Raw genomic sequence first — 25,652 nt, forward strand, 5'->3', positions numbered from 1 at the left:
ATGATGTGCCGTGGCGAGGCGCATAACCGCAGCCTGCTTCGCGCAGCACCCCCAAAGCAGCACCATGCCATGCGGCACGCGGCCTAAGCTCGAGGCATCGAAAGCTTCCTTCGCTCTCGCTTCACTCGACACCGCCATGACGCACCCCACCGCATTGCCTCGCCACGCCACGCTCGACGCCATCGACCGTGCCCACCTCATCCACCCCGTCTCGCCCTGGCGCACGCACGAGCAGCGCGGCCCCACCGTGCTGGCCTCGGCCCGCGGCGCATGGTTGACCGATGCCAACGGGCATGAACTGCTCGACGCCTTTGCGGGCCTGTGGTGCGTGAACGTGGGCTATGGCCAGGAGAGCGTGGTGCAGGCCGCGGCCGAGCAGATGCGGCGCCTGCCGTACGCCACCGGCTACTTCCACTTCAGCAGCGAGCCGGCCATCCGCCTCGCGGAAAAGCTGGTGCAGATCGCGCCCGCATCGCTGACGCGCGTGTACCTCACGCTCGGCGGCTCGGAGGCGGTCGATGCCGCCGTGCGCTTCATCGTGCAGTACTACAACGCCATCGGCAAGCCGTCGAAAAAACAGTTCATCGCATTGGAGCGCGGCTACCACGGCTCCTCGTCGACCGGCGCGGGCCTCACGGCCCTGCCCGTTTTCCATCGCGGCTTCGACCTGCCGCTGCCCACGCAGCACTACATCCCGTCGCCCAACCCGTACCGCCACGCGGATGGTGCCGATCCGCAGGCTTTGATCGCCGCGTCGGTGGCCTCGCTGCGCGCCAAGGTGGCCGAGCTGGGTGCGGACAACGTGGCCGCCTTCTTCTGCGAGCCGATCCAGGGCTCGGGCGGCGTCATCGTGCCGCCCAAGGGCTGGTTGAAAGCCATGCGCGATGCCGCGCGCGAGCTCGACATCCTGTTCGTCGTCGACGAGGTCATCACCGGTTTCGGCCGCACCGGCCCCATGTTCGCCTGCGAGGCCGAAGGCGTGGAGCCCGACCTGATGACCATGGCCAAGGGCCTGACCTCGGGCTATGTGCCGATGGGCGCGACCATGATGTCCGAGAAGGTCTATGCCGGCATTGCCGACGGCACGCCGGCGGGGGTGCCGGTCGGTCATGGCGCGACGTACTCTGCCCACCCCGTGAGCGCCGCGGTCGCGCTCGAGGTGCTGCGGCTGTACGAAGAGGGCGGGGTGCTCGCCAACGGCCAGCGCGGCGCGGCGCACTTCGCGGCCGGCCTCGATGCGCTGCGCGCGCATCCGCTGGTGGGCGATGCGCGCCACCGCGGCCTGCTCGGTGCGCTGGAGCTGGTGAGCGACAAGCAAGGCAAGCGCGGCTTCGATCCGGCGCTGGGCCTCGCGGACCGCATCTTTGCCGCGGGCTACCGCAACGGCCTGGTGTTCCGCTCCTTCGGCGACCACATCCTGGGCTTTGCGCCGGCGCTCACCTTCACCGAGGACGAGTTCGCCCAGATGTTCGCGCGCCTGAAGAAAACGCTCGACGAGGTGCTGGACGCCGCCGACGTGCGCGCCGCGCTGGAGGCCTGAGCGGGAAAGCACTGCCCCGCGGCTGCGCCGGCAAAGCAGAATCGGATCCTCCTTCGTTTTTCAGGACCGCCATGTCTGAAGCTTTCAAGATCGACCGACTCGACCTGCGCATCCTGGCCCAGCTGCAGCAGAACGGGCGCATGACCAACGTCGACCTCGCGGATGCGGTCGGCCTGTCGCCCAGCCCCTGCCTGATCCGCGTCAAGCGCCTGGAGCAGGCCGGCTACATCGCCGGCTACGGCGCGCACCTGCGGCTCGAGAAGCTCGGCGACACGCTCACCGTGTTCACCGAGGTCACGCTGCAAGACCACCACCGCGAGGACTTCGTGCGCTTCGAGGCCGCGATCCGCGAGGTCGACGAGGTGCTCGAATGCCACCTGGTGAGCGGCGGCTACGACTACCTGCTGCGGTTCTTGACGCGCGGCGTCAACCACTACCAGGAAGTGATCGAGGAACTGCTCGAGCGCAACATCGGCATCTCCAAGTACTTCAGCTACATCGTCATCAAGTCGCCGTTCATCAAGACGCATTGCCCGATCGAACGGCTGTTTCCGCATCCGCGCTGACTGGCGAATGGCTGCGAGGCCAGATCAGCAGTACTCGCCGCCTTTCAGCAGGCGCCGAGGCGCCTGGCCGGTCACGGAACGGAACTCGCGGATAAAGTGCGACTGGTCGGCATAGCCAGCCTGGACAGACAGCTGTGTGAGGCTGGATGCCTCGCCGTACAGCGACAACGCATGGCGCATGCGGATGATGGAGGCGAGTTGCTTTGGTGTCGCTCCGACAGTACGGCGGAATCGTTTTGCCAGCCAGTCGACGCTGACGCCCAGATCCGACGCAAGCGCTGCGATGCGGATCGTTCCGACGCTCTTCTCGATGGCTCGCAGGGCCTCGCTCACCAACGTGTCGGCGGGCCGCCTTCGTCGGGCGAGAAGAAAGCGCTCCAGGCAATTCACGCGCTGCAGATCGTCCCCGGCCGCAGTCATGGCCGAGCAAAGACCTGCCAGGTCGGCATCCGCCACCAGGGAGGCAAGATCGATCGTGGTGCCGAACAGGCCTTCTGCGGGCAGGTCGAAGAACTGCGCAGCGCCCGCAGGACGGAAAGCAGCAAGCACGATGCCACCGCCGGCCGAGGTGTGCATCGAACGTGCGGTGTCGCGCAGTCCCGTCAGCGTGGTCTGGGGCAGGCGGCGTGTCTTCGGCCCATCCAGTTGCTCGGCATAGCCGCCGTAACGAATGCCAAGCAGGATGCTTGGCTCCGGCATGAGCAGGCGAGTGGCGGCCTCGGCGGTTTCGACGATCACGAAATTCCGCACCTGGTCTGCGAGGGCGAGGGTGGTTGGCAGCAAGCGCATGCGCATTGGCCGATGGTAACGGGGCGCCTTTTTTTGTGTGACTCACTGATTTTGTTCAATTGCCGAGCCCGCGTGCTGCCTAGCATGGAGCCCCATCCATTCAGGAGAAACCATGCAAGACGATGTGAAGGCCCGAAACAGCCAACTGATCCGGGCACTCTATGAAGACTGGTTGTCGCACGGGCGCTTCGAAGAGCTGCAGGACTCGATCGCGGATGACTACGTGGGGCCCAACGGCGAAAAAGGCGCCGCAGGCTTTGCGACGACCATGAACGGCTTGCGCAGCGCCTTTCCGGACATCCGCTTCCAGGTCGAGGACCTGATCGCCGAGCCGGACAAGGTCGCAGTGCGCTGGCGCTGGCAGGCCATTCACGCAGGCGAGTTCCGCGGCCTGGAAGCGTCGCACCGCCGAGTGGAGAACACAGGCATTGCCATCTACCACTTGCGCCACGGCAAGATCGTGCGCTCCTGGCTGGAAACCGACCGGCTGGGTGCGCTGCAGCAGATTGGCGCACTTCCTGCCGGCGTGGGTGCTTCGCCTCCGCGCAGCAACTAGGGCCTGCTGCCGTGTCCTTCACGCTGATTGCAGCCGGCCGGCTTGACGCCGGGTATTCGCGATCAGGGCCGCGCCGGCAAAGCAAAGGACCGCAAGCAGCACCAGCGCAGAACTGGCCCCTTTGGTAAAGGCCACCACATCCAGGTTCGAAAGCCCTGGGCCGCCATTTCCCAGAATCATGCGTTGCGAACCGGAAGGAAGCTGCGCCATCGCCACGCTCAGCGTCAGCGCGGTGCCGATCATGATGCCGGTGTTCTGCAGCGTCGACCGGACGCCGTTGGCGATGCCCCGGCGCCGGGGCGCCACGCTCTGGAGGATCGATGTGTTGTTCGGTGTCACGAAGCTCCCGATGCCCAGGCCGAGCAGCCAGAGGCACAGCGACAGCTGCACGGTGCCGATCGCCGGCTGCAGCAGCGCGGCCAGCAGCGCCAGGGCGCATCCCGCGAGCAGCATGCCGGCCACGCAGATGGATTCGGGCCTGAAGCGCCGCGTCAGGGCGCCCGCCAGCGGCGCAGCCATCAGCATGCCGAACGCCACCGGTGCAATGCGCAGGCCCGCCTGCGATGGCTGAAGGCCCGCGCAGGCCTGCAGGTACAAGGCCATCAGCAACAGGGGCGCCGCCTGCGTCATCGACAGCAGCAGGATGCCCGCGTACGCGGTCCGGCGTGCCGGGTCGCTGAACAGCGAGGGGTCGACCAGCGGGCTGGCCACGCGCATCTGAACGCCGGAGAAGAGGGCAATGGCGCACAGCCCCGCGAGCATGGAGGCCCACACCGGCGTGCTGGCCCAGCCGTGGGTGCCGGCCATCGAGAGTGCATAGGTCACGCATCCGATGCCGACGAGCGACAGCGCCGCGCCTGCGAGGTCGAAGCGTTCGGCCCCGGCGGCCGCACTGTGGGGCAGCACCTTCCAGGACCACGCCAGCACGCCAAGCCCGATCGGCACGTTGAGCATGAAGAGAACGCGCCATCCCCACCACGACACGACGAAGCCGCCCGCCAGCGGGCCGACGACCTGGGCCAGCGCCGCAACCATGGCGAGCACGCCCAGTGCCAGCCCCATCCTGCGGCGGCCGAAGGCATCGCCCACCAAGGCGCTGGCGTTGGCCATGACGCCGGCCGCACCGACGGCCTGGGCGATTCGGCTCGCCAGCATCAGTTCGGCGCTGGGTGCGAGGGCGCATGCCGCGCAGGCGGCCACGAAGAGCCACAGCCCCGCGAGGAAGAGCCGGCGCCGTCCCCAGAGATCGGCCAGGCGTCCGAAGCTCAGGATGCAGACGGTGCTGACCAGCATGTAGGACAGCAGGATCCAGCTTGCCTGCGTCGGCGAAGCATGCAGGCTGCGCGCCACGGCCGGCAGCGCGACATTGAGCGCGCTGAGATTGAGAAAGCACAGCAGCGCGCCCGAACTCGCGGCAACGAGCACCGCCCAATCGGCCCTGCCGGCGTCGTGGTCCTCGTCGGCCATCGTCGGTCGATTCAGTCTTCGCTCCTGAACCCCGAGGCCTTCACGATGGGGCGCCAGTACGCGCGGTCCTCGTTCATGATCCGCGTCACTTCCGCGCCAGGGAGCCCCGTCGGCTCCAGGCCCATGCGATCGACCTGCGCACGCACCTGCGGATTGCGCATGGCGGCGAGCAGCGCCGCCTCCAGCCTGGTGGCCACGTCCTTCGGCGTTCCTGCCGGCACGAAGGCGGCATAGGCGGCGTTGGCGCGGTCGAAGGCGTCGTAGCCCGACTCCTTGATCGTCGGAACGTCGGGCAGCCAGCTCAGCCGGCGGGTACCCGCAACGCCCAGGATCCGCAGCTTGCCCGCGCGATGGAGCTCGAGCTGGCTGGCGAGTGCGTCGGCGGCGAGCGGTACGTGGCCGCCGACGATGTCGGTCGCGAGCGGCGCGCCGCCCTTGTAGGTGACCGGCGCGAGCGGCACGCCGATGGCCTTGGACAGCTGCAGCACGCTGAAGTGCAGTCCGCCGCCGAGGTTGGTCAGCCCCACGCTGGCGCCGGCGGGGTTCTTCTTGATCCATGCGACGTATTCGGGAACCGTCTTGAACGGCTGGTCTGCGCCGGCGGAAAGGACACTGGGCACGATCGCCAGGTGCGCGACCGGGATGAAGTCCTTGTCGACGTCGTAGTTCAGCCGTGCATAGGTCATCGGAAAGAGAACGAAGGGCGGCGTCGAGCCCAGCAGGATGGTGCGGCCGTCGGGCCGCGCGGCCTTGACGGCCTCGATGGAAATGCGCGTCGAGGCGCCGGGCCGGTTCTCCACCAGCACGGGTTCCTTGAGCGTGGTGCGCAAGTCCTCGGCCAGCGAACGCGCCAGGCTGTCGAGCGCGCCACCGGGCGGAAAGCCGATGACCAGCCGGATGGGCGCATCGGCATGCGCGGCGGCGCCGACCAGGGAGATCGACGCAGCGAGAAGAAGTGTCTTGAGGAAAGAGGCCATGGTGGGTACCTGCTGGGTTGAGAACGAAACGAAAGGGGCGGACTCAGAAAGCGAGGGTCGGCAGCGCGTTCGCCGGCCGGTGCGCGGCTTCGAAGGACGACGCGGCCTGCAGCAGCTGCTGGTCCTCGCGGAACCGGCCGACGAGCTGCATGCCGATGGGCAGGCCATCGCGGCCCGCACCGCACGGCAGGCTGATGGCGGGGTGGCCCGTGAGGTTGAAGGGCATCGTCCACGGAAACCAGTTCGCTCGCACTTCGGCATACGCCTCGCCATCGATCTCGATGCTGCCGAACAGGTCCTGGTCGATCGGCAGCGCCGTGCGCGAGAGCGTCGGCGTGAAGATGAAGTCGTGGCTCTCCAGCTGGGCCTGAACCTTGCGAAAGAGCGCGGTCCTGGCAAACATGGCCTGCTGGAAGGTGACCCCGTCGACGTGCTCTGCGAGCGCGAGCTGCTGCAGCAGGGACGGGCTCAGCTGGTCGGCATGCGCCGCGGCCAGCGGCGCGAAGCGGCCGCGCCAGCTGGTGTGGTTGATCACCCGCCACACCGGCTCGACGTCATAGCCGTCGCCGGGCATCTCTTCGAGCTGCGCGCCCATCGAACGCAAGGTGGCCAGCGCGGCTTCGAAGGCGGCGGCGACGTCGGCGGAGATCGGGCGCCCCGCGGGTGTTGCGCAGTAAAGAATCCGCTTGCCGCGCAGATCGCCGCCGGGCTGCAGCGCGTCGAAGTAAGGCTGCGCCGGCACACCCAGTGACCAGGGGTCGGACCCATGGGCGCCAGTCATGGCCTGCAGCATGAGCGCGGTGTCGGCCACGTTGCGCGTGGTGGGCGTCACGTAGGTGTAGTTGCCGAAGGCGTCCTGCACCTGGCTGTGGGGCACCACGCCCAGGCTCTGCTTCAGGCCGACCACGCCGTTGCAGGCGGCGGGAATGCGCGTCGAGCCGCCGCCGTCGGTGGCAATGGCCAGCGGCGCGATGCCCGCCGCAATCGATGCGGCCGCCCCGCCGCTCGAGCCGCCGCTCGTGCGCGTCGCATCCCATGCGTTGCGGGTGCTTCCGAACAGGGGCGCGTCGGTGAGGCACTTGGCGCCGAACTCGGAGGTGGTCGTCTTGCCGATGAGGATGGCGCCGGCCTGGCGCATGCGCGCCACGGCCACGGCGTCCTGCGTGGGGACGTGGTCGCGATGCAGCAGCGAACCGTAGGTCGTCCTGACGTTCGCGGTGTCGACGATGTCCTTCACCGTGAAGGGCAGGCCGTGCAGCAGGCCCAGCGGCTCGCCCCTCATCACGGCGCTTTCCGCCTCGCGGGCCTGCGCCATCGCCTGCTCGTGGCACAGCGTGATGAAGCAGTTCAGCTGCGGCTGGACGGCGTCGGCGCGGCGCAGGACTTCCTGGGCGATCTCCACCGGCGAGAGCTTTCGCTGCGCGACCAGCGTGCGCAGCGCCGCGGCGGACAGCTCGCAGATTTCAGACTTCGGAAGACGCGGAAACTTTTTCATGCGCAAATGATTGATGCGCGGCAACATCGAGTCCAATACTGTTTTCTTGAAAAGGCATACGACCAGCGTATGGCAGCACCGGACTTCAGAACGCTCCGCTACTTCGTGGCCGTGGCCGAGGAACGCAGCGTGGGCAAGGCGGCACGCCGGCTCAACATGGCCCAGCCGCCGCTGTCGGTCCACATCAAGAACCTGGAGGCCGCGGTGGGCACGCCGCTGTTCCGCAGGGCGGCGCGCGGCATGGAGATCACCGATGCCGGCCATGCGCTCTTCCAGCGTGCCAAGGAGGCGCTGCTGCTTGCCAACGAAGGCTTCGATGCGGCACGGGCGATCGGCTCGGGCAGCAGGGGCCGGCTCACCGTCGGCACCATGGTCGTGCTGTCCTACCTGGTGCTTCCTCGCCTGGAAAACACGCTTCGGGCGAAGCTGCCGGACGTGGAGATCCAGTACGTGGAGCTGAACGCTGCCAACAACGTCTCGGCCCTCACTGATTCGCAGGTGTCGGTGGCGATCTGCATCCCGCCCATCGCCCACGCGGGCATTGCGGCCGAACGCATCGGAACCCAGCCGCTGATGCTGGCCGTGCGCGCGGATTCGCCGCTGGCCCGCATGTCCAGCATTCCGATGGAGCGGCTGTCAGGCATGCCCCTCATCGGGCTGCCCGTGCCCGATGGCGACGTCGACAAATCGCTCATTGCCTCGATGCTTCGGCGGCACGATGTCAGCATGCCGATCGCGCAGCGGGTCGAGACCATGGTGTCGGCGTTGGCGCTCGTCCTCGCAGGCAGGGGCGTGGCCATCCTGCCCGCCTGCGCCCGGATCGGCCGGCCTCCGGGCGTGGTGTTCCGCCCCTTGCGGAACGTCGATGCAAGGATGGACATCGCTGCCTGCTGGCGCAGCGATTGGCAGAGTCCGCTCATCGAACCCTTCCTGGCCTGCGCGCGCGCCTCTCTGCGGCAAGCTGCGTAGCGAAGCGGAGTGCCGGGAGGAAGCCGGGGCGGCAGCTGCATGCCTCGCTTCCGGCTCGCGCCGGCCTGGCTGCTAGATGTGAAACGCAGCCAGCACTCCCACCACAAGCCCCCCGGCCGCCACGCCGAACATCGCGCGCTCCAGCCATTTCTTCTTCGTCAGCAAGGCAATGGCGGCCAGCGCGATCGACACCTGCAGCACGGTCGTCGCCTGGGCCCAGCGATGGTGCTGGTGCATTTGCTCTTCCGACTGGGCGTCCCATTGGCTCGCCTCGGCTTCCAGCTTCTTCGCGGCGGCCTGGATGTCGGTCTTCTCCTGGTCGTAGCGCGCCACCTTGAGCTGCCAATCCTGCCTGCGAGCGTCGTCGGCCGCGGTGTCGCGCGCGAACTCGGCGAGCGCCTGCTTGGTGCTTTTCGACTGGAAGTAATTCCACTGGTTCGACGCCTCGGTCTTCTTGATCGCGGCGTTGTTCTTGTAGAGGCCGGCGTTGGCTTGCGTGGCCCCGCCCATGTACGAGAAGATCGCACCGACGGTGGCGATCACGGCGGTGCACACCGCGATCTTGCTCGTCATGCTCATGCCACCGGAAGGCGAGGCTGCTCCGCCGTCCGCATGGCCATGACTGTCGCCATGGCCGCTGCCGGATGCCGCGTGTTCAAGTTCGTGGTCGTGCGGGCCGTGCACGTGAAAGCCGTGTCCTGACATGGGATCCTTGCTGGAATATGGTTTCTCGGAGCGCGTGCGAGTATGCCTTGCCAGCAGGCGAAAGCATTCATTCGCTGCGCGCGGGAGCCGGTGCTTGCCAGGTGGTGATGCCCAACTGCTCAGTGGTAGTCGTCTTCACGCTGATGCCGAAGCGCCAGGATGTTGACGGTCTCAGCACCTTCAATCTCGTAAAGTGCGACGTAGCCGGCCCCGCCGCAGGGAATCACGAGTTCTCGCAAGAACGGGCTGTCACTCGCTTTGCGGAAGATGAATGGTGTTCGGCTTAAGTGGCTCTCGATCGCCGTGGCGAGAGTGTCGATGGTGCGCTGCGCCGCGTCGAAATCCTCGCGCGTTCTTGCACGCACGAGCAGGAAGTCGAAAAGCCGGATCAGGTCTTCACGGGCTGCATCGGTATATCTGACCTGGAATTCACCGTTCACCCCAACACCTGTTTACGCCGCGCGTCGAGTCGCGCCTGGAGTTCGCCGTGCACGGCCGTCGCGGAGTGATAAACGCCGGTACGCCGGGCCTCCTGGCTGGCGCGCAGACCGCGCGCGAGAAAGTCCGCCTGCACCTGGCGGCGCTGGATGGCTTCGCGTACGGCTGTTTCGATCAGCGCGCTGAGCGTCTCGCCTTCGCGGAGCACGCTCTCGGCGGCCAAGCGGAGTTCGGCCTCGACTCGAAGGGAGGGAAAGGTGGAAGTCTTCACGGCCGTGATGCGTTGCAATTGCGACGCATCAAGTATATACCCGCGCCGGAGGCGATGCTCGGTAGCAAATCGCGATGGGGAGGGCAGGGTCCGCCAGCGTGATCGCACCAAGGCGGTTTCCTGATTGGTCGCCAAGTGCCGCCCGCTGCGATCACGGCGTCAACGGCATGGCTCGGACGTCGAGAAAAACTGAAGTTCCGCACCAGGGCGGAGACCTTCCATGGGCAGATCACTTCTCGGACCGGACGAAATAAATTCAATAAATATCAATTTAAATAATATTGATTCATAAAAACAGGATTTCTAGAATTCCTCCATAGCGATTCGTCGCGGATGCGAGGCAGAATGGATACCGACAAACCCACGAAGCAGAGACAACTCACCGTACGAATCTCTCGAGGAACCGGCGATGGCTCCTTGTCGACGTACTCGGTCCCCTGGCGCGAAAACCAGACCGTGCTGGACGTCGTGACGGAGGTCCAACGGACCCAGGAGCCAGACCTTTCCTATCGATTCGCGTGTCGCGTTGGCGTGTGCGGCTCCTGTGCGATGACGGTCAACGGAAAGCCCCGCTGGACCTGCCGAACCCATGTCAGCCGCGTGGAAGAGGGGGGGGTCATCGTCATCGAGCCCCTTCGCAACATGCCGCGCATCAAGGACCTCGTGGTCGATATGCGCGAGTTCTTTCAAAAGTGGAAAAAGGCGGGCAGTACCTTTGTTGGCACGGCAACACGGAATGATCCGCCGGCACGGGTGTCTCCCCAGAGCAAGAAGCGCAGGCTGGCAGATGCCGCGATCGAATGCATCAATTGCGGCGTGTGCTATGCCGCCTGTGACGTCGTCACCTGGGACAAGGACTACCTGGGACCAGCCGCGCTCAATCGTGCCTGGACCCTCTACAACGACGAACGGCATGCGGATCCCAAGGACGTTTTGCACAAGGCCACGTCCGGTGGCGGCTGCAATTCGTGCCACACGCAAGGCAGTTGCATGAAGCATTGCCCGGTCAGCCTGAGCCCGACCGGCAGCATTGCGGGACTGAAGCGAAGTGCGCTCCTGAGTTTCCTCAAGCGAGACTGAAATGGAAGCTCGCCTCTTCGCTCTTCAGCGCCTCACGGCAATGGTCATGGCGCCATTTGTCTTCACGCATGTGGGACTCATCATCTACGCGGTCCGCGGCGGACTGACCGCTGGCGAAGTCCTCTCTCGCACGCAAGGCAACTGGGTGTGGATCGCGTTCTACGGCCTCTTTGTGATCAGCGTGGCCGTCCACGTTCCGATCGGCGTGCGCAACATTCTCATCGAATGGCTGCGCCTTGGACGAAGCGCTGCGTCCCTGGTGAGCCTGGTGTTCGGCGCCGCATTGCTGTACCTGGGCCTTCGCGCCGTCGCCGCGGTGGGGGGACTGATGCCATGAAGACCGCTCGCAGCCATCAAGCGTACTGGGCCTTCCTAGGACATCGCCTCTCGGGCCTGGCGCTTGCACTCTTCCTGCCCGTCCACTTCTATGTGCTCGGCATGGCCCTGGACGAAGCACGCCTCGACCGCTTCCTGAAGCTGTCGGAGATGCCTGCGATGAAGTTCGGCGAGTGGGGACTCGTCCTGTTGCTGACACTGCACATGTTCCTTGGATTGCGTCTGCTCGCACTCGAGCTGCTTCCCTGGAGCTCCACGCGCGACGCTCGCCTGGCCTGGATTGGCTGGGGTTTTGCGGCATCGATGGCATTTGGCTTTGCGTTCATCGCGGGAGTGATTTGAAATGAACTTCGAGACTTACAAGACCGATATCCTGGTGCTGGGAACCGGTGGTGCCGGCCTGTTTGCTGCCCTGCATGCCAAGAAGGCGAATCCTTCCCTGCGCGTCACGGTCACGGTCAAGGGTTTGCTTGGAAAGTGCGGATGCACACGCATGGTCCAGGGCGGCTACAACGTGGCACTGTCGGCTGGAGATTCGGTTGAGCGGCACTTCATGGACACCATTGAGGGCGGCAAGTGGCTGCCGCGTCAGGATCTCGCATGGCGCCTCGTGGAAGGGGCCGTCGAGCGCGTGCGCGAACTCGAGAACGAGATCGGGTGCTTCTTTGACCGCAATCCCGACGGGTCGCTCCATTCGAAAGCCTTTGCGGGCCAGAGCTTCGATCGCACGGTCCACAAGGCCGACCTGACGGGCATCGAGATCATCAACCGCCTCATGGAGCAGGTGCGCGCGATGGACGTCGAGGAGCTTGAGGAGCATCGTGCGATCGAGCTCATTCCGGCGGCCGATGGATCCGGAATCGCCGGTGTCCTGTTCATTGACATGCGTGCAGGTACCTATCGCCTGGTGCAGGCAAAGGCGGTGCTCCTTGCGACGGGCGCCGGGCCGACGATGTACCGCTATCACACACCGTCCGGCGACAAGACCTGCGATGGTCTGGCCATGGCGCTTCGGTACGGCCTGAAGCTCCGGGATATGGAGATGGTGCAGTTCCATCCCACCGGACTCCTCGGCGGACCGGATACGCGTATGACGGGCACCGTTCTCGAGGAGGGCTTGCGCGGCGCCGGTGGTTACCTGCTCAATGGGAACGGCGACCGGTTCATGACCCACTACGACAAGCGTGGCGAGCGTGCGACCCGCGACGTCGTCAGTCGAGGCATCTACGCCGAGATGCGCGCGGGGCGTACGGGGCCGATGGGTGGCGTCTACATCCAGATGAGCCACCTCGGCCCGGAGAAGGTCGCCAAGACCTTTCCTGGAATGGTCAATCGCTGCAAGGACTGCGGCTTTGATCTGGCAGGTGGCAAGGTCGAAGTGGTTCCGACAGCCCACTACCTGATGGGGGGTGTCGAGTTCAACGTCGACTGCTCGACCGCATCGCCAGGACTGTTCGCTGCGGGCGAGGACTGCGGAGGCGTCCATGGGGCCAATCGCCTCGGCGGCAACGGTGTCGCGAACTCCACCGTCTTTGGCGGCATTGCGGGAGACTCCATGGCCGCCTTCGTCGAGAGGAACGGCAAGTGGCGCGACCCCGACAGGCGAATCGTCGCCAGCGGGATCGAGCGCGCGGAGTATCCGTTCTCCAGGCCGGCGGGTCGTATCCACGAGTTGCGCGACGCCCTGGCACAGACGATGTGGGATGACGTTGGTGTGCTGCGCAACCGTGAGGCGATGGACCATGGGCTCGAAGCGGTGGCTTCTCATCGAGCCGCGCTGTCGGCGATGGGCGTCGCAGATGGCGATCGCCGCTACAACGTGACCTGGCACGACTGGCTGAACCTGGAAAGCCTCGTCGATATCTCAAAGATCATTACCGTCTCCGCGCTGGCACGCGAGAACAGCCGGGGCGCTCATTTTCGCGAAGACTTCCCCGACCCGGGCGATCTCCACTCCAGCTGCTACACGCGCGTGAGCGCCCGGGACGACCATGTACAGCTCGAAATGATTCCCGTCTCCTTCGACATCGTGAGACCCGGTGAATCGCTCATCACCGGCGAAGCAGTCACCCCCAAAACCTGAGGGCACACCCAAATGAAGATCCCGATTCAGAAAGTTGAAGAAGCCGCCTTGGAGATCACGCGACGCGCTGCGATCGAGATTCCTCCCGACTACAAGAAGGGAATTCAGGAACTGCAGAAGACGGAGACCGGAAAACTGCCCCGGTTCGTCATCCACGCGATGGTCGACAACTGGGAGGCCGCAGATCAGGATCGCCGTCCCATGTGCGCCGATACCGGCCTGCCGCGGTATTACGTGAAGGTCGGCAACAACGCATCGGTCGAGTCGGGATTCGTTGCCGTGGAGCGAGCGCTCCGGCATGCGACGGCAGAAGGTACGGTCACGATTCCGCTTCGGCCGAATCGCGTGCATCCCTTGTGGCGCACAGATCACAACAACAACGTCGGCATCAATGCCCCCGAAGTCGAGTGGTCGTTCGAGCCGGAGGCCGACTGGATCGACGTCACCACCATCCACAAAGGCGGCCTCTTCGGGACCGACTACCGCATGCTGTTCCCCGGGGACGGAATCGACGGTATCAAGCGCTTTGTCCTGGACACGCTGATTGCCTTCGGAAAGCGCGGCTTGGCCTGCCAGCCCGCGATCGTCGGGATCGGCCTGGGTGGGTCCAAGGACACCTGCATGCAGCTGGGCAAACAGGCTGCGTGCCTTCGCACGGTCGGGGATCGGAATCCCGATCCGAAGGTCGCCGAGCTCGAACTCGAGTTGATGAAGCTCGGAAACTCGATCGGGATGGGCGCCATGGGCTTTGTGGGGTCCGGGATGGTCGTGGATTGCCACATCGAGTGCGGTTATACGCACACCGGTGGCATGCCCATCAGCCTGCACACCTTCTGTCTTTCGTCACGGCGTGCCACAGCGCGCATCCATGCCAACGGCGAGATCGAGTATCGAACCGATCCCCAATGGTTCACCCCCTATCTGCGTCGGGAGACAGTCGAATGGTAAGCAGCAACGACGACATCAAAGTCTTCCACCTGAACCTTCCGGCGAAGCGGGAAGACATTGCGAAGCTCGAGTTGGGCTGCGCGGTCTGTCTGAACGGCGTGGTCTACACCGCGCGCGAGGGTGTCTACAAGAAGGTGCTGGACGAGGGATTGGCGCTGCCCGTCGATCTGAAGTCGATCAGCAACGTCAACTTCCACTGCTCGCCGGCCGCCGCACCCGACGGCAAGGGAGGCTACAGGGTCGGCGCTGTGACCGCCACGGCATCCTTTCGCTTTTCGAAGTGGATTCCTCGCTGGCTCGAACAGACAGGGTGCAGCATCCTCATCGGAAAAGGAGGCATGCCTGCCGATGACTACAAGAAGGTGCTCGCTCCGGGTGGCGCCATCTACCTGACAACCGTCGGCTACGGCACCGGTGCGCTGCTTGGTCGCGGCATCAAGCGTGTCCGGGAGGTGCACTGGCTCGACGAGCTGGGGATCGCCCAGGCCATGTGGTTGTTCGAGGTGGAGAACTTCGGTCCCTTCATCGTCGAGAGCGACCTGGAGGGCAACTCCTTGTTCGCGCAGCATGCCGAGACCATCAATGCAGGCATCGAGGCTCTGTATGCAGGTCTCAAGCCTCCAGCGCTGCATCGCTACGGGGAGACCGACAACCGCAAGGACGAGGTGATGTAGCCGCCGGCATTGCAGGCTTGCGATGCCGCCCGGGTTCGAGTCGTTTCCATTCAAAAGGTCAGTGCCATGATCATCGATTTCCGTCTGCGCCCGCCGATTAGCGGCTTCCTCAATACGCTCATGTACTCGGCCGGCGAGCGCCGCGATGGGTTCACGCGAACGGTCGGTTTTGAACCATCAGAAGCGGCTCAGAGAAAGTCGATGGCGTCGCTGCTCAAGGAGATGGACGAAGCGAGGATCGATCGTGGCGTGGTCGTAGGCCGCCTTGCCGGCGTGCTCGGCAGCGTATCGAACGATGATGTCCTGAGGATTGTCACTGATTACCCTGGCCGCTTCATCGGCGCCGCATCCATTGACCCCACCGATCGGCGCCGAGCATGCGAGGCAATCACCCAGGCGGTGAAAGATGGATTCAAGCTGATCAACATCGAGCCCGGATCGTACCCGGTGCCGATGTACGCGGATGATCGCCGCCTCTATCCGATCTACGGCCACTGCGAGGACATCGGCGTTCCTGTCATCATGATGGTGGGTGGCACCGCAGGCCCGGACCTCAGCTATTCCGATCCCATCCGGACGGACCGTGTCCTCGCGGACTTCCCCAGGCTCGATGTCGTAGTTGCCCACGGCGGATGGCCTTGGGTCAACGAGATCCTGCACCTGGGATTTCGTCGTTCCAACCTTTGGCTCTCTCCCGACATGTATTTTTCGCGAATGCCAGGATGGGAAGAGTATGTCAAGGCGGCGGATGGCTTTCTGGCTGAGCGCATGCTGTACGCCAGCTCGTTTCCCTTTTGTCCGGTCCTTGGCTACAAGGAGTGGTTCGAGAGGCTGCCAATCAGGGAAGAAAATCTGCGCAAGGTCATGGGGGGCAACGCGCGCCGGCTGCTGGGAATCTAGAAGTTCCACGGCTGACCTGCAGAGTCAACTTCGAAGAAGGTATTTGCCGCATGGACATCAAGACGCTGTACACCTTGGTCGCGATCGCTGATCGAGGAAGCTTCGTGGAGGCGGGCAATAGCATCGGCCTTTCACTGTCCGCGGTAAGCATGCAGATGCGTGCTCTCGAGGAAGAGCTCGAGAGCATGATCTTCGATCGCAGCCGTCGTCCGCCGGTCCTGACCGATGCGGGGTTGGCCCTGGTGCATCGCGCACGCGATCTGCTTGCCCATTGGGAGAGCATGAGCGCTTCGCTCAAGAAGGGCACGGCGGTCGGGTTGCTGAAACTGGGAAGCGTTCACACCGTTGCCTCAGGCGTATTGCCGCTGGCGCTGCGTCACCTGCAACGACAAGGCCATGGCCTTGAGGTACACGTCACCACCGGCCTGACGCATGACCTGGAGCGAGCTGTCTACCACCGGCAGTTGGATGTGGCCCTGGTCACCGAGCCGGAGCTTCCACGAAGCGGCCTCGACTTTCTACCATTCGTCGACGAGGCGCTCGTGGTCATCGCACACAAATCCGCAAAAGGGGCGAGCGATCAGGAAGTACTCGAAGGAACGCCGTATGTCCGCTTCAATCGATCGGCCCGGGTGGGCAACCTCGTTCAAGAGGAGATCGTCCGCCGGCAGATCACTGTCCGCTCGACCATGGAGATCGACAACCTTGAAGGTGTCATCGCCATGGTCGCCAATGGCCTCGGCGCGTCGGTTGTTCCGGCTCGCGGGGTGAAGAATGAATTTCCATCCACCGTTCGAGTGATTCCCTTCGGCAATCCGACAGTGACTCGTCGATTGGGAATGCTCGCCCCGAAGGAGAACCCGAGGTCGCACTTGTGTCAGTTGCTTCTGGAAGCGCTGCAGGCTGTCACCACCGGTCCTGACGAACTGGTTCGAAAGGTCGGCTCCGCCTAAGGCCGCCTTCAAAAACCAACTCCCCTCCTCATGCACCGAATCGAGCCAATGGGCTTGAGGGCGATCTATCGCCCGCTCCTGGGCAAACCGCTGCAACCCATCACGTCAATCATTAAGGAGACTACGATGAAATTCTCGTTCAGATCCAAGCCGACCCGTCGTCGAGCCCTGCAGGTTGCAGCGTGCGCACTGCTTGGCGGTCCGCTGCTTTGCGGCACAGCACTCGCGGACTGGCCGGCGGACAAGCCGATTCGGATCGTGGTGCCTTTTGCCGCAGGCGGTGCCACCGATCTCCTCGGGCGCGCGCTGGCCGTGGAACTGACCAAGAGTCTCAAGCAAAGTGTGATCGTTGAAAACAGGCCTGGTGCAGGCGGCAATCTGGGCGCCCAGGTCGTGGCAATGTCGTCGCCCGATGGCTACACACTGCTGCTGGCTTCGGGGAGTATGTTCACGGTCAATCAGTTTATCTACGCCAAGCCTGGCTACACCTTGAACAGCTTTTCCCTGATCAGCAAGGTGGCCAGCGGTCCGATGGTAGTGACGGTGAATTCCGACCTGCCAGTGAAAAGCACGAAGGAACTGATCGCCTACGCCAAGGAGCGGCCCGCCAAGATCAGCTTCGCCTCAGCGGGGGTTGGCAGCCAGACGCACATGGCAGGCGAGTCGCTGGCAGACGCCGCGGGACTCGAGCTTCTGCATGTGCCTTACAAGGGCGAGGGGCCCGCCTATGGAGATCTGATGGCGGGCACGGTGCATCTGGCCGTTGCCAACATCAATGCGATGTCTCCGCTTCTCAAGGGCGGACGGCTCCGCGCACTTTCGGTGACGGGGAAAGAGCGGTCCCCGCTGCTTCCCAACATTCCCACCACGGCCGAGGACGGCGTTCCCGGATTCGAGTACATGGCTTGGTTCGCTCTCGCAGCGCCGGCCGGGACGCCGAAGGCGGCCATCGACCGTTTGCTCACTGAGGCGAAAGCGGCCGTTGCCGAGCCGGGGATGAAACGATACCTGACCGAACAGGGGATGTCGGCTGCCATCGTTCCACCCGAGCCACTGAAGGTGGAGATCCTGGGTGAAGCGAGCAAGTGGAAGGCCCTCGTCGAGAAGAAAAAGCTTTCGGCCAACTGAGGCCTTGTCTCTTCCTGATTGGTCAGATGGGCAAGAGCGCACAGCCCAGACTTTCCATTTTTCTACATCTATCGAGCGATGCCACTATCACCTGAACTCGTTGCAGTTGCTGCGCCCATCGTCTTCGTCGCATACGCCGTATTCGGAATGACCGGATTCGGTGCGGCAATGGTGGCCGTGCCCATGCTGGTCCAGTTCATCCCGCTTCAGGTGGCAGTGCCTCTGGTGGTTCTCTTCGATCTGGTGGCGACATCGATGGTAGGTGGCAAGAACTGGGGCAGCGTTTCCACGCTGGAGTTGAAGCACCTGTTGCCGCCCATGCTGTTGGGAATCGCCATAGGGGTGGTGGTGCTCCACAACGTGGGGCCGAGATGGCCGCTGGTGGGCCTCGGCGTCTTCGTGCTGGTTGTCAGCGTTCGCAATCTGCTGGCCAGCGGTTCAGCGGCAAGGCCGCAGCTCGCCAGGGTATGGTCCTTGCCGTTGGGAATGGCTGGCGGCGTGTTCAGCGCGCTGTTTGGTACCGGGGGCCCGATCTATACGATCTATCTGGCCAGACGGCTATCTGATGTCGACCGCTTCAGGGCGACGATTGCCGTCGTGATCCTTCTGAGTGGGATCAGCCGCGCCGCCGCGTTTGGTGTGGCAGGTCTTTATGGAAAGGACTCCATCCTGGGATTGGCTTGCGTCCTTCTCCCGATGTCCTTGCTGGGACTCTTCGTGGGTTCGAAGGCCAGGACCCTGGTGTCGCCTGGGCGCTTGAAGCGCCTTGTCCTGCTGCTCTTGTCGGCCGCTGGCGCTGGTGCCATCTACCGCGGTTTGGCCGTAAGCGGTTGATCGTGCGGCCGGCCAACCGCGTCCGCCAGTTCAGCCAGCGTGCGGAAGTGGTAGTCGGGCTCGGTGCGTTTCGACTCGATGGTGCCTCCGGACCCCTTCTGCGCATGGCGGCGCTCGATCCAGCAGGTGGCGATGCCCAACTCTTTGGAGATGCCGATGTCGTGGTACTGGCTTTGCGCCACGTGCAGGTTGTCGGCCTGCCTGAAGCCCCAGGCGCCCTCGAAGCGGCCGCGCGCATAGGCGAAGTAGCGGGCGTCGGGCTTTTCGCACAGCGCATCGTTGCAGCTGAGCAGCATGTCGAAGGGCGAGCCCAGCGTCTTGTCGAAGTGGGCCAGCGCCCATTGCTGTGCATTGGTCATCGTGACCAGCTTGAAGCGCCTGCGCAGCCGCTGCAGCGCCTCCACGGAGTCCGGGAAAGCCGGCCATTGCGCCACCGAATCGCGCAGGCCACGGGCCAGCGCATCGCTGTCGGGCAGGCCCAGCGCGGGGGCGATGGCGTGCCAGCAGCGCTCCAGGTCGTCGGGGTACCAGCCGGCGTGGCCGTCGGCGCGGGCCTGGCGGTAGGCGGCCAGGAATTCGTCGTCGCTCACGCGCGCACCGGGCACCGCCGAGCGCAGGTAGGCGAGCATGCCGCCCTCGAAATCGATCAGCGTGCCGACCACGTCGAAGGTGAGGACCTTGAAATCTTGCAGGGACATACGAGAGAAGCTCCAGTGGGAGGGGCAGGAAATCGCCGCAGCGGCAACAGGCGAGGGGGCTGCCGGGCGTCTGTACGTCACGAGCATAGGAGCTTCGGCGGGCCTGGGCAGGCCGAACTCGGCGTGTGATCCAGCACAGGATGTCGCAGTCTTGCCGAAGACGGCATCTTCTTTGGCGTGGGCCTTGTACGCGCGATGCCGCGTGTGCGGAGCGGGGTGGACGCCGGGTGCTGGACGCTGCTCAGTGCTGCAGGATCTTCGAGAGGAACTGCTGCGCGCGGTCGGAGCGCGCAGCCGGGTTGCCAAAGAACTCTTCCTTCGGGCAATCTTCGACGATGCTGCCGCGGTCCATGAAGATCACGCGGCTGGCCACCTTGCGCGCAAAGCCCATCTCATGGGTCACGCACATCATGGTCATGCCTTCGCACGCCAGCTGAACCATCACGTCGAGCACCTCGTTGACCATCTCGGGGTCGAGGGCAGAGGTGGGCTCGTCGAACAGCATGGCGATCGGGTCCATCGCCAGCGCGCGTGCGATGGCCACGCGCTGTTGCTGGCCGCCCGAGAGTTGCGAGGGAAACTTGTGCGAATGGGCCTTCATGCCGACGCGCTCGAGCAGCGCCATGGAGCGGGTGCGCGCCTCGCTCGACGAGCGCTTGAGCACCTTGACCTGCGCGATCGAGAGGTTCTGCTCGATCGAGAGATGAGGAAACAGCTCGAAGTGCTGGAACACCATGCCCACGCGCGAGCGCAGCCGGTTGAGGTCGATCTTCGGATCGCCCACCGAGGCCCCGTCGACCGTGATGCTGCCCTGCTGGAAGGGCTCCAGCGCGTTCACGCACTTGATCAAGGTGGACTTGCCCGAACCCGATGGCCCGCAGACCACGACAACCTCGCCTTTGCGGATGCGCGTCGTGCAATCGGTCAGCACCTGGAACGCGCCGTACCACTTGCTCACCTGGTTGATGTCGATCATCGGGTTTCCTTTGGCAGGACCATGAGCTGCAACAGCGTGTGGGCAACGACGAGGGTCGCCTTGCGCAGCTCGTCGAGGGGAACCCGTTCGTCGGCGCGGTGGCCGTTGGCTTCGAGCAGCGACTCGGGGCCGGCGCCGTACATCACGGTCGGGATGCCGGCTTCGCTGTAGAGGCGCGCGTCGGTGTAGAGCGGCACGCCGATGGGTGTCACCGGCTTGCCCATGACCGCGCTCGCCTCGCGGCACATCAAGGCGGCAAACTCAGCCGCACCGGGTGCGGGCGCGAACGGGCGGGCCAGCAGGATCTGCCGGATCTCGACGGCGATGCCCGGCAGCGTGGCGCAGGCGTCTTCGATGACCTGCCGCAGTTCCGCCTCGACCGCTTCGGGCGTCTCTTCCGGCACGATGCGGCGGTCGATGCGCAAGCTCAGCGTGTCGGCCACGACGTTGGTGTTGATGCCGCCCTGGATCAGCCCGACCACCATCGTCGGATGCGTGATGCCGGGGGTCTGCGAGGGCCGTGCGGCCAACTGGTCGCGGTAGTGGTACAGCGCGGGCAGCAAGGTCGCAGCAGCCTCGATGGCGTCGGCGCCCGTGTCGGGCCGCGCCGCATGCGCCGACTTGCCGCGCAGGATCACTTCCAGGTGCAGGCAGCCGTTGTGCGCCACGACAACGTGGTGCGAGAAAGCGGCGGAGATCACGTAGTCGGGGCGGCTCAGGCCTTGCGAAAGAATCCAGCCGGGTCCGGTCATGCCGCCGGTCTCTTCATCGTAGGTCAGGTGCAGCTCGACCGTGCCGGCCAGCGGTGTGCCGCTGGCGCGCAGCTGCTTCAGCGCACGCAGCGCGAAGGCGTAGGTGGTGAAGTCCGACTTGGAAACCGCCGCGCCGCGCCCGTACAGCCATCCGTCGCGCACCTCGCCGCTGTAGGGCGAGCCGGTCCAGCCCGAGCCCGGCGGCACCACGTCGCCGTGCGCGTTCAGGGCAATCACCGGCCCCTCGCCGAAACGCTCGCGCACGATGAGGTTGGTCACGCTGCGCATGCCGTGCTGCTGTGCGAACGCAGGCGGCACGGCATGGCGTTCGACCACCAGGTCCATGCCCTCGAGCAGGCGGGCCGCCACTTCGGCATGCGGCGCGCAATCACCGGGCGGGTTGTCGGACGGGCATTGCACCAGCTGCGCCAGGGTCTCGACCTGTTCCTGGAAGTGGCTGTCGATGAATTGGCGCAGCACGTCGCGCGCTGGGGCTTGGGAGTGGTCAGTCATGGAGCTCTGTCAAAGAAACCGGTCGATCCGGAAAGGCGTGATGTCGATGTCCGTGCGCCCGCGCACGATCAGGTCGGCGACCAGGCGCGCGGCGATGGGCGCCAGGGTGTAGCCGTTGGAGGTGACGGCGTTGTAGAAGCCGGGCACGCCGGGCACGTCGCCCAGGATCGGCGCGCCGTCGATGTTGACGTTCATGCCGGCCCAGCAGCGCACCATGTGCAGGCCGCACACGGCCGGCAGCACCTGCCGCGCAACCCACAGCCCGCCCTCGATGCTGGCGCGTTCGGCGCGGTTCAGCCGCATGCCTTCATGGAAGGCCGCGGTCCAGCCGCCGCCGATGATCAGCCCGCCGGTGGCCGCCTGCTTGAGGCTCAGGTGCCGGTCGGCATGCGCCACCAGGTGGTTGACCAGAGGCGGCGCGGGCTCGGTCACGATCATCTGCAGCGGTGCGCCCTTGACGGGAATCTGCACGCCGAGCATGTCGCCCACCGTGCTGGACCATGCGCCGCTGGCGTTCACCAGGCGGCCCGCGTGGATGACGCCGCGCGAGGTGTGGACGACGAAGCCGCCGCCGTCGCCCGGACGGCGTTCGATCCGGCGTACGTCGCAGCCTCGCAGGAAGCGCGCGCCCTGCTGCTGCGCGAGAGAAGCCACGGCATAGGTCGCGCGCAGCGGGTTGATCTTGCCCTCCATGGGACAGAGTTCGGCCCCCAGCAGCTGCGGCGACAGCGCGGGCGACAGGCGGCGCAGCGTGGCCGCGTCGATCACCTGCGCCTCGATGCCGTGGCTGCGCTCCAGCGCGGCCTTGGCCTCGATGAAGCGCAGGCCGGCCTCGGTGTCGGCCACCATCAGTCCGCCAGTGATCTTGATCTCCAGGTCTTCGCCGCTCTCGGCCTCGATCTCCTGCCACAGCCGCACCGACACCGGGCCCAGCGGCAGCGTGGCCGCGGCCGGACCGCCGCCTTCCTGCGCCTTGGCGCCGAAATCGAAGGACAGCAGCTGCACGTGCAGGCTGCCGGCATTGGCGCCCGAGGCCTGGAGGTTGATATCGTCGCGGTCGACCACCGTCACGTCCTGGCCCGCCTTCGACAGATAGTGGCCGAGACAGGAGCCGAGCACGCCGGCGCCGATGACCAGCACGTCGGTGCGCAGGGTTTCGAAGGGCGCGTGTTCGACCGGGCGCGCGAGATTCGGCGTGATGGCCGGCTTGTGGCCGCCCCATTCGGGCTTCTCGAAGCCCAGCGCGCCGGCCGGCACGGGCTTGGCCGGCGGGCGCGGCGCGAAGTACTGCTCGACCTCCAGCGGCCGCCCCGTCATCTCGCTCACCAGCTTGGCGGCCGTGACCGCGCAGTAGCGCCCTTGGCAGCGGCCCATGCCCAGCCGCGTGTTGCGCTTGAGCGCTGCCAGCGTGTCGCGGCCCGCGCGGATCTGTTCGCGCGCGGAGCCGAAGCTGATTTCTTCGCAGCGGCACAGCAGCGTGTCGTCGCTGACGGCAGCCAGTGCCACGGGCGGCGCCTTGTACAGCGACCAGAGGGCCTGCTGGAAGCACTCGGCACGCTGGAGCTGGGCCGCCGTCCGGTCGGGCACGGCCGTTGGCTTTGCCGGCAGTCCGAGCTTGCGCGCCGCGGAGCGCCCGGCCAGCGTGCCGCGTGCCAGCGCGACGCGCGAACCGCCGAGGTCCGCGCCGTCGCCGACCACGAAGACATCTTCCAGGCTGGTGGCGCCGTCGCCGGCTGTCACGGTCGCGAGATAGCCGAGGTGCCGGTCGACCACGCGATGCTCGCAGCCCAGCATGCGTGCGAGTTCGGTCGAAGGGATGAAGCCGTAGCCCAGGCACAGCGTGTCGGCCTCGAAGCGCCGCATCGGCGCTGCCGTGCGCTGGCCCTGTGCGTCCAGTTCAACCACATGCACCGCCTGCAATTCGCCGTCGCCTTCGGCCGCTGCCACCGCGTGGCGCCACAGCACAGGCACCTTGTGTGCGCGCAGCTGCCGCAGGTAGCCCCAGCCCTGGCGCACCAGGTCGGGGGCGGTGCGGGCAGTGGTCAGCAGGTGGCGCCAGTCGCGCACCGAGGGGCGGGCCGCCGATTCGAGCACCGCGACCACGTGCGCACCGCCGGCCAGCAGTTCCGCGGCAAGTTGCAGGTTGAGCGGACCGTTGCCCGCGATCACCACGCGCCGGCCCGGCGCGACGCGGTAGGCCCGCGCCAGCGTCTGCGCGGCGCCGGTGGTCATCACGCCGGGCAGCGTCCATCCCGGAATGGGAACGGGTCGCTCGTAGGCACCTGGTGCGACCACCAGTTGCCGGCACCGGATGTGGGTGGCGCGCCCGGCGATCAGCGCGCTGACTTCATGCGCCGAGAACGCGGCCCAGACCTGCGCGCCCTGGGCGATGGCCACGCCGGCCGCGCGCACGTCGCGCTCGAGCGCGAGGCCCTCCGCGAATTGGCGATCGACGGGGCGGGGCGCGTGGTGCGAGGGGGCCAGCGGCTTGTAGAACTGGCCGCCGGACTGCAGCCGCTCGTCGAGCACCAGCACGCTGGCGCCGGCTTGCCGCGCGGCCAGTGCCGCCGACAGGCCGGCCGGCCCGGCGCCCACCACCAGCACGTCGATGTTTTGTGCGGCCGGCGCCGCATCGGCGGCTGGCGTGAGCGGCTGCAGGGGGTCGGCCGGCGTGCCCGCCGGCATGGCCGAGCGGATCTGCTGGCCCTCCGCCACTTTGGCCAGGCAGGCGCGCTGGCTGGCCACGCCGTCGATCGTCACCAGGCAGTCGAAGCACGCCCCCATGCCGCAATAAAGGCCCCGGCGCCCGCCACCGCGCGTGTGCCGCATCTGGCGGATGTGGCTGGCCGCCAGTGCAGCTGCCACGGTCTCGCCCTCGAGGCCGTCGATGGCCTGGCCGTCGTACCAGAAGCGGATCGTCCGGCCACTGGCGGCAATGGAGCTGTGGGTCAGTCGGGCGCTCATGAGCAGGTGCGATGAAAAACTGCTTGGATATACTGAATGTATACGTATACTAATCGTACACGATCATTCAGTCATCCGATTTTTCACCGAGGACCGACCCATGACAGCGTTTCGAGGCACCTATACGGTGCTGATCACCCCCATGACCGCCGACGGAAAGCACGTGGACGTGCCTGCGCTCAAGAAGCTGGTCGACTGGCAGATCGAAGAGGGCATCCACGGGCTGATTCCGCTGGGCAGCACCGGGGAGTTCCTCTCGTTGACGCCCGAGGAGCGGCAGCTGGTGATCGAGACCTGTGTGCAGACGACCGCAAAACGCGTGCCTGTTCTGATCGGCACCGGCGCGGAGTGGACCGACGAGTGCGTGCGGCTGAGCCGCGAAGCCGAGGGCATGGGCGCCGACGGCGTGATGATCATTCCGCCGTTCTACAGCTCGCCCACCGACGACGAACTGTTCGAGCACTACCGCAAGGTGGGCGAGGCGATCAACGTGCCGATCATGGTCTACAACAACCCGGCCACGGCCAATGTGGACCTCAAGCCCGAGCTGGTGGCGCGCCTCTCGCGCATCGACAACTGCAGGTACATCAAGGAGTCGACGCTCGAGGTCACGCGGGTGCGCGACATCATCGAACTGTGCGGCGACCGCATGACGGTGTTCGCGGGCATCCTCGGCTACGAGTCGTTCTGGCTCGGCGCCCAGGGCTGGGTGGCGGTGTGCTCCAACCTGATTCCGAAGATGTCGGCCCGCCTGTTCGAGCTGGTGGCCGACGAGCACGACATGCCCGCCGCGCTGGCGCTCTACAAGCAGATGCTGCCGATCGTGCGCTGGGTCGGCGGCCACCGCTACGTGGCTGCGTCGAAGGACGGCCTCTCGATGATGGGCCTGCCCGTGGGCAAGCCGCGCGCGCCGCGCCTGCCCCTGCCTGAGGCCGATGCCGCCGACCTGCGGCGCGCGCTCGATCGGCTCGGCCTGCTGGACTCCATCGCGCCTTGAGCTCCCTTTTTGCCACCACGCCGCCTCGTCCAACCTCCACCAG

The 25,652-nt window shown here is 65.8% G+C and carries 26 protein-coding genes; 15 read left to right on the forward strand and 11 right to left on the reverse strand.

The window, feature by feature from the left end; genetic code table 11:
• The first annotated feature begins 136 nt into the window (after positions 1 to 136).
• Positions 137 to 1,540, forward strand: a complete 1,404-nt coding sequence (locus AC1DMS_RS01040) for an aspartate aminotransferase family protein (RefSeq protein ID WP_015865682.1) — start codon at positions 137 to 139, stop codon at positions 1,538 to 1,540.
• A 71-nt stretch (positions 1,541 to 1,611) separates the two neighbouring features.
• A complete protein-coding gene (locus AC1DMS_RS01045; protein ID WP_015865681.1) occupies positions 1,612 to 2,106 on the forward strand; it encodes an Lrp/AsnC family transcriptional regulator in 495 nt (164 codons plus the stop codon).
• Positions 2,107 to 2,130: 24 nt separating this feature from the next.
• On the opposite strand, the gene AC1DMS_RS01050 is transcribed toward AC1DMS_RS01045, so the two are convergent.
• Entirely contained in the window at positions 2,131 to 2,901 is a 771-nt protein-coding gene (locus tag AC1DMS_RS01050; protein ID WP_015865680.1) for a helix-turn-helix transcriptional regulator, read from the reverse strand.
• 106 nt (positions 2,902 to 3,007) lie between these two features.
• Here AC1DMS_RS01050 and AC1DMS_RS01055 point away from each other — a divergent pair, with 106 nt between their 5' ends.
• A complete protein-coding gene (locus AC1DMS_RS01055) occupies positions 3,008 to 3,451 on the forward strand; it encodes an ester cyclase (RefSeq protein ID WP_015865679.1) in 444 nt (147 codons plus the stop codon).
• An 18-nt stretch (positions 3,452 to 3,469) separates the two neighbouring features.
• Here AC1DMS_RS01055 and AC1DMS_RS01060 read toward each other — a convergent pair whose 3' ends face one another.
• From AC1DMS_RS01060 to AC1DMS_RS01070, 3 genes are read right to left on the reverse strand one after another with little or no spacing between them, the layout of a single operon-like run.
• Positions 3,470 to 4,918 (reverse strand): MFS transporter, encoded by a 1,449-nt coding sequence (locus AC1DMS_RS01060; RefSeq protein WP_015865678.1) that lies wholly within the window; start codon positions 4,916 to 4,918, stop codon positions 3,470 to 3,472.
• A gap of 11 nt (positions 4,919 to 4,929) precedes the next feature.
• Positions 4,930 to 5,895: a tripartite tricarboxylate transporter substrate-binding protein gene (locus AC1DMS_RS01065; protein WP_015865677.1), complete on the reverse strand. Its 966-nt coding sequence runs from the start codon at positions 5,893 to 5,895 to the stop codon at positions 4,930 to 4,932.
• A gap of 43 nt (positions 5,896 to 5,938) precedes the next feature.
• The gene (locus AC1DMS_RS01070; RefSeq protein WP_478180621.1) at positions 5,939 to 7,390 is read right to left on the reverse strand and encodes an amidase; all 1,452 of its coding nucleotides are present in this window, start codon (positions 7,388 to 7,390) and stop codon (positions 5,939 to 5,941) included.
• Between the two features lie 69 nt (positions 7,391 to 7,459).
• Between AC1DMS_RS01070 and AC1DMS_RS01075 the strand changes: the two genes are divergently transcribed.
• The gene (locus AC1DMS_RS01075) at positions 7,460 to 8,359 is read left to right on the forward strand and encodes a LysR family transcriptional regulator (protein ID WP_015865675.1); all 900 of its coding nucleotides are present in this window, start codon (positions 7,460 to 7,462) and stop codon (positions 8,357 to 8,359) included.
• A gap of 72 nt (positions 8,360 to 8,431) precedes the next feature.
• On the opposite strand, the gene AC1DMS_RS01080 is transcribed toward AC1DMS_RS01075, so the two are convergent.
• The 3 genes from AC1DMS_RS01080 to AC1DMS_RS01090 form a co-directional block, all read right to left on the reverse strand.
• A complete protein-coding gene (locus AC1DMS_RS01080) occupies positions 8,432 to 9,064 on the reverse strand; it encodes a DUF4337 domain-containing protein (protein ID WP_015865674.1) in 633 nt (210 codons plus the stop codon).
• 119 nt (positions 9,065 to 9,183) lie between these two features.
• Positions 9,184 to 9,504 carry a type II toxin-antitoxin system RelE/ParE family toxin gene (locus AC1DMS_RS01085; RefSeq protein WP_015865673.1) on the reverse strand — a complete coding sequence of 107 codons (321 nt, stop codon included), beginning with the start codon at positions 9,502 to 9,504 and terminating at the stop codon, positions 9,184 to 9,186.
• Complete coding sequence (locus AC1DMS_RS01090) at positions 9,501 to 9,773, reverse strand: YlcI/YnfO family protein (protein ID WP_018905937.1); 273 nt, start codon at positions 9,771 to 9,773, stop codon at positions 9,501 to 9,503. Before AC1DMS_RS01090 ends, AC1DMS_RS01085 begins: the two co-directional genes overlap by 4 nt.
• Positions 9,774 to 10,118: 345 nt before the next feature.
• On the opposite strand from AC1DMS_RS01090, the gene AC1DMS_RS01095 reads away from it, so the two are divergent.
• From AC1DMS_RS01095 to AC1DMS_RS01140, 10 genes are all read left to right on the forward strand, one after another.
• Positions 10,119 to 10,853 (forward strand): 2Fe-2S iron-sulfur cluster-binding protein, encoded by a 735-nt coding sequence (locus AC1DMS_RS01095; protein WP_015865671.1) that lies wholly within the window; start codon positions 10,119 to 10,121, stop codon positions 10,851 to 10,853.
• A gap of 1 nt (position 10,854) precedes the next feature.
• The gene (locus AC1DMS_RS01100) at positions 10,855 to 11,190 is read left to right on the forward strand and encodes a succinate dehydrogenase membrane anchor (protein WP_015865670.1); all 336 of its coding nucleotides are present in this window, start codon (positions 10,855 to 10,857) and stop codon (positions 11,188 to 11,190) included.
• A complete protein-coding gene (locus tag AC1DMS_RS01105) occupies positions 11,187 to 11,531 on the forward strand; it encodes a succinate dehydrogenase (RefSeq protein WP_015865669.1) in 345 nt (114 codons plus the stop codon). Before AC1DMS_RS01100 ends, AC1DMS_RS01105 begins: the two co-directional genes overlap by 4 nt.
• Position 11,532: 1 nt before the next feature.
• On the forward strand, positions 11,533 to 13,272 hold the full coding sequence (locus AC1DMS_RS01110) for an FAD-dependent oxidoreductase (protein ID WP_015865668.1): 1,740 nt from the start codon (positions 11,533 to 11,535) through the stop codon (positions 13,270 to 13,272).
• Positions 13,273 to 13,284: 12 nt separating this feature from the next.
• Positions 13,285 to 14,220 (forward strand): fumarate hydratase, encoded by a 936-nt coding sequence (locus AC1DMS_RS01115; RefSeq protein WP_015865667.1) that lies wholly within the window; start codon positions 13,285 to 13,287, stop codon positions 14,218 to 14,220.
• Positions 14,214 to 14,894 carry a fumarate hydratase C-terminal domain-containing protein gene (locus AC1DMS_RS01120; RefSeq protein ID WP_015865666.1) on the forward strand — a complete coding sequence of 227 codons (681 nt, stop codon included), beginning with the start codon at positions 14,214 to 14,216 and terminating at the stop codon, positions 14,892 to 14,894. The genes AC1DMS_RS01115 and AC1DMS_RS01120 overlap by 7 nt, the downstream gene beginning before the upstream one ends.
• Before the next feature lie 66 nt (positions 14,895 to 14,960).
• On the forward strand, positions 14,961 to 15,794 hold the full coding sequence (locus AC1DMS_RS01125; protein ID WP_015865665.1) for an amidohydrolase family protein: 834 nt from the start codon (positions 14,961 to 14,963) through the stop codon (positions 15,792 to 15,794).
• 50 nt (positions 15,795 to 15,844) lie between these two features.
• Positions 15,845 to 16,747, forward strand: a complete 903-nt coding sequence (locus AC1DMS_RS01130; RefSeq protein WP_015865664.1) for a LysR family transcriptional regulator — start codon at positions 15,845 to 15,847, stop codon at positions 16,745 to 16,747.
• Between the two features lie 126 nt (positions 16,748 to 16,873).
• Complete coding sequence (locus AC1DMS_RS01135) at positions 16,874 to 17,875, forward strand: tripartite tricarboxylate transporter substrate binding protein (RefSeq protein WP_015865663.1); 1,002 nt, start codon at positions 16,874 to 16,876, stop codon at positions 17,873 to 17,875.
• Between the two features lie 78 nt (positions 17,876 to 17,953).
• Entirely contained in the window at positions 17,954 to 18,709 is a 756-nt protein-coding gene (locus tag AC1DMS_RS01140; protein ID WP_015865662.1) for a sulfite exporter TauE/SafE family protein, read from the forward strand.
• Here the strand turns inward: AC1DMS_RS01140 and AC1DMS_RS01145 are convergent.
• The 4 genes from AC1DMS_RS01145 to AC1DMS_RS01160 all read right to left on the reverse strand — a co-directional run bounded on the left by AC1DMS_RS01145 (position 18,682) and on the right by AC1DMS_RS01160 (position 24,612).
• Positions 18,682 to 19,407: an HAD-IA family hydrolase gene (locus AC1DMS_RS01145; RefSeq protein WP_015865661.1), complete on the reverse strand. Its 726-nt coding sequence runs from the start codon at positions 19,405 to 19,407 to the stop codon at positions 18,682 to 18,684. The genes AC1DMS_RS01140 and AC1DMS_RS01145 overlap by 28 nt on opposite strands.
• A gap of 241 nt (positions 19,408 to 19,648) precedes the next feature.
• Positions 19,649 to 20,383 carry an amino acid ABC transporter ATP-binding protein gene (locus AC1DMS_RS01150; RefSeq protein ID WP_015865660.1) on the reverse strand — a complete coding sequence of 245 codons (735 nt, stop codon included), beginning with the start codon at positions 20,381 to 20,383 and terminating at the stop codon, positions 19,649 to 19,651.
• Positions 20,380 to 21,648, reverse strand: coding sequence for a M20/M25/M40 family metallo-hydrolase (locus tag AC1DMS_RS01155; protein ID WP_015865659.1), 1,269 nt, complete (start codon positions 21,646 to 21,648; stop codon positions 20,380 to 20,382). Before AC1DMS_RS01155 ends, AC1DMS_RS01150 begins: the two co-directional genes overlap by 4 nt.
• 9 nt (positions 21,649 to 21,657) lie before the next feature.
• Positions 21,658 to 24,612 carry an FAD-dependent oxidoreductase gene (locus AC1DMS_RS01160; protein ID WP_015865658.1) on the reverse strand — a complete coding sequence of 985 codons (2,955 nt, stop codon included), beginning with the start codon at positions 24,610 to 24,612 and terminating at the stop codon, positions 21,658 to 21,660.
• A 100-nt stretch (positions 24,613 to 24,712) separates the two neighbouring features.
• Here AC1DMS_RS01160 and AC1DMS_RS01165 point away from each other — a divergent pair, with 100 nt between their 5' ends.
• A complete protein-coding gene (locus AC1DMS_RS01165) occupies positions 24,713 to 25,609 on the forward strand; it encodes a dihydrodipicolinate synthase family protein (RefSeq protein ID WP_015865657.1) in 897 nt (298 codons plus the stop codon).
• Positions 25,610 to 25,652: the final 43 nt, after the last annotated feature.

This window comes from Variovorax sp. 05T418 (assembly GCF_056396385.1).

What these genes read in the sequence shown, in the direction of transcription:
- AC1DMS_RS01040 (WP_015865682.1), top strand. Translation starts at nt 137, where the DNA reads ATGACGCACCCCACCGCATTGCCTCGCCACGCCACGCTCGACGCCATC.
- AC1DMS_RS01045 (WP_015865681.1), top strand. Translation starts at nt 1,612, where the DNA reads ATGTCTGAAGCTTTCAAGATCGACCGACTCGACCTGCGCATCCTGGCC.
- AC1DMS_RS01050 (WP_015865680.1), bottom strand. Translation starts at nt 2,901, where the DNA reads ATGCGCATGCGCTTGCTGCCAACCACCCTCGCCCTCGCAGACCAGGTG.
- AC1DMS_RS01055 (WP_015865679.1), top strand. Translation starts at nt 3,008, where the DNA reads ATGCAAGACGATGTGAAGGCCCGAAACAGCCAACTGATCCGGGCACTC.
- AC1DMS_RS01060 (WP_015865678.1), bottom strand. Translation starts at nt 4,918, where the DNA reads ATGGCCGACGAGGACCACGACGCCGGCAGGGCCGATTGGGCGGTGCTC.
- AC1DMS_RS01065 (WP_015865677.1), bottom strand. Translation starts at nt 5,895, where the DNA reads ATGGCCTCTTTCCTCAAGACACTTCTTCTCGCTGCGTCGATCTCCCTG.
- AC1DMS_RS01070 (WP_478180621.1), bottom strand. Translation starts at nt 7,390, where the DNA reads ATGAAAAAGTTTCCGCGTCTTCCGAAGTCTGAAATCTGCGAGCTGTCC.
- AC1DMS_RS01075 (WP_015865675.1), top strand. Translation starts at nt 7,460, where the DNA reads ATGGCAGCACCGGACTTCAGAACGCTCCGCTACTTCGTGGCCGTGGCC.
- AC1DMS_RS01080 (WP_015865674.1), bottom strand. Translation starts at nt 9,064, where the DNA reads ATGTCAGGACACGGCTTTCACGTGCACGGCCCGCACGACCACGAACTT.
- AC1DMS_RS01095 (WP_015865671.1), top strand. Translation starts at nt 10,119, where the DNA reads ATGGATACCGACAAACCCACGAAGCAGAGACAACTCACCGTACGAATC.
- AC1DMS_RS01100 (WP_015865670.1), top strand. Translation starts at nt 10,855, where the DNA reads ATGGAAGCTCGCCTCTTCGCTCTTCAGCGCCTCACGGCAATGGTCATG.
- AC1DMS_RS01105 (WP_015865669.1), top strand. Translation starts at nt 11,187, where the DNA reads ATGAAGACCGCTCGCAGCCATCAAGCGTACTGGGCCTTCCTAGGACAT.
- AC1DMS_RS01110 (WP_015865668.1), top strand. Translation starts at nt 11,533, where the DNA reads ATGAACTTCGAGACTTACAAGACCGATATCCTGGTGCTGGGAACCGGT.
- AC1DMS_RS01115 (WP_015865667.1), top strand. Translation starts at nt 13,285, where the DNA reads ATGAAGATCCCGATTCAGAAAGTTGAAGAAGCCGCCTTGGAGATCACG.
- AC1DMS_RS01120 (WP_015865666.1), top strand. Translation starts at nt 14,214, where the DNA reads ATGGTAAGCAGCAACGACGACATCAAAGTCTTCCACCTGAACCTTCCG.
- AC1DMS_RS01125 (WP_015865665.1), top strand. Translation starts at nt 14,961, where the DNA reads ATGATCATCGATTTCCGTCTGCGCCCGCCGATTAGCGGCTTCCTCAAT.
- AC1DMS_RS01130 (WP_015865664.1), top strand. Translation starts at nt 15,845, where the DNA reads ATGGACATCAAGACGCTGTACACCTTGGTCGCGATCGCTGATCGAGGA.
- AC1DMS_RS01135 (WP_015865663.1), top strand. Translation starts at nt 16,874, where the DNA reads ATGAAATTCTCGTTCAGATCCAAGCCGACCCGTCGTCGAGCCCTGCAG.
- AC1DMS_RS01140 (WP_015865662.1), top strand. Translation starts at nt 17,954, where the DNA reads ATGCCACTATCACCTGAACTCGTTGCAGTTGCTGCGCCCATCGTCTTC.
- AC1DMS_RS01145 (WP_015865661.1), bottom strand. Translation starts at nt 19,407, where the DNA reads ATGTCCCTGCAAGATTTCAAGGTCCTCACCTTCGACGTGGTCGGCACG.
- AC1DMS_RS01150 (WP_015865660.1), bottom strand. Translation starts at nt 20,383, where the DNA reads ATGATCGACATCAACCAGGTGAGCAAGTGGTACGGCGCGTTCCAGGTG.
- AC1DMS_RS01155 (WP_015865659.1), bottom strand. Translation starts at nt 21,648, where the DNA reads ATGACTGACCACTCCCAAGCCCCAGCGCGCGACGTGCTGCGCCAATTC.
- AC1DMS_RS01160 (WP_015865658.1), bottom strand. Translation starts at nt 24,612, where the DNA reads ATGAGCGCCCGACTGACCCACAGCTCCATTGCCGCCAGTGGCCGGACG.
- AC1DMS_RS01165 (WP_015865657.1), top strand. Translation starts at nt 24,713, where the DNA reads ATGACAGCGTTTCGAGGCACCTATACGGTGCTGATCACCCCCATGACC.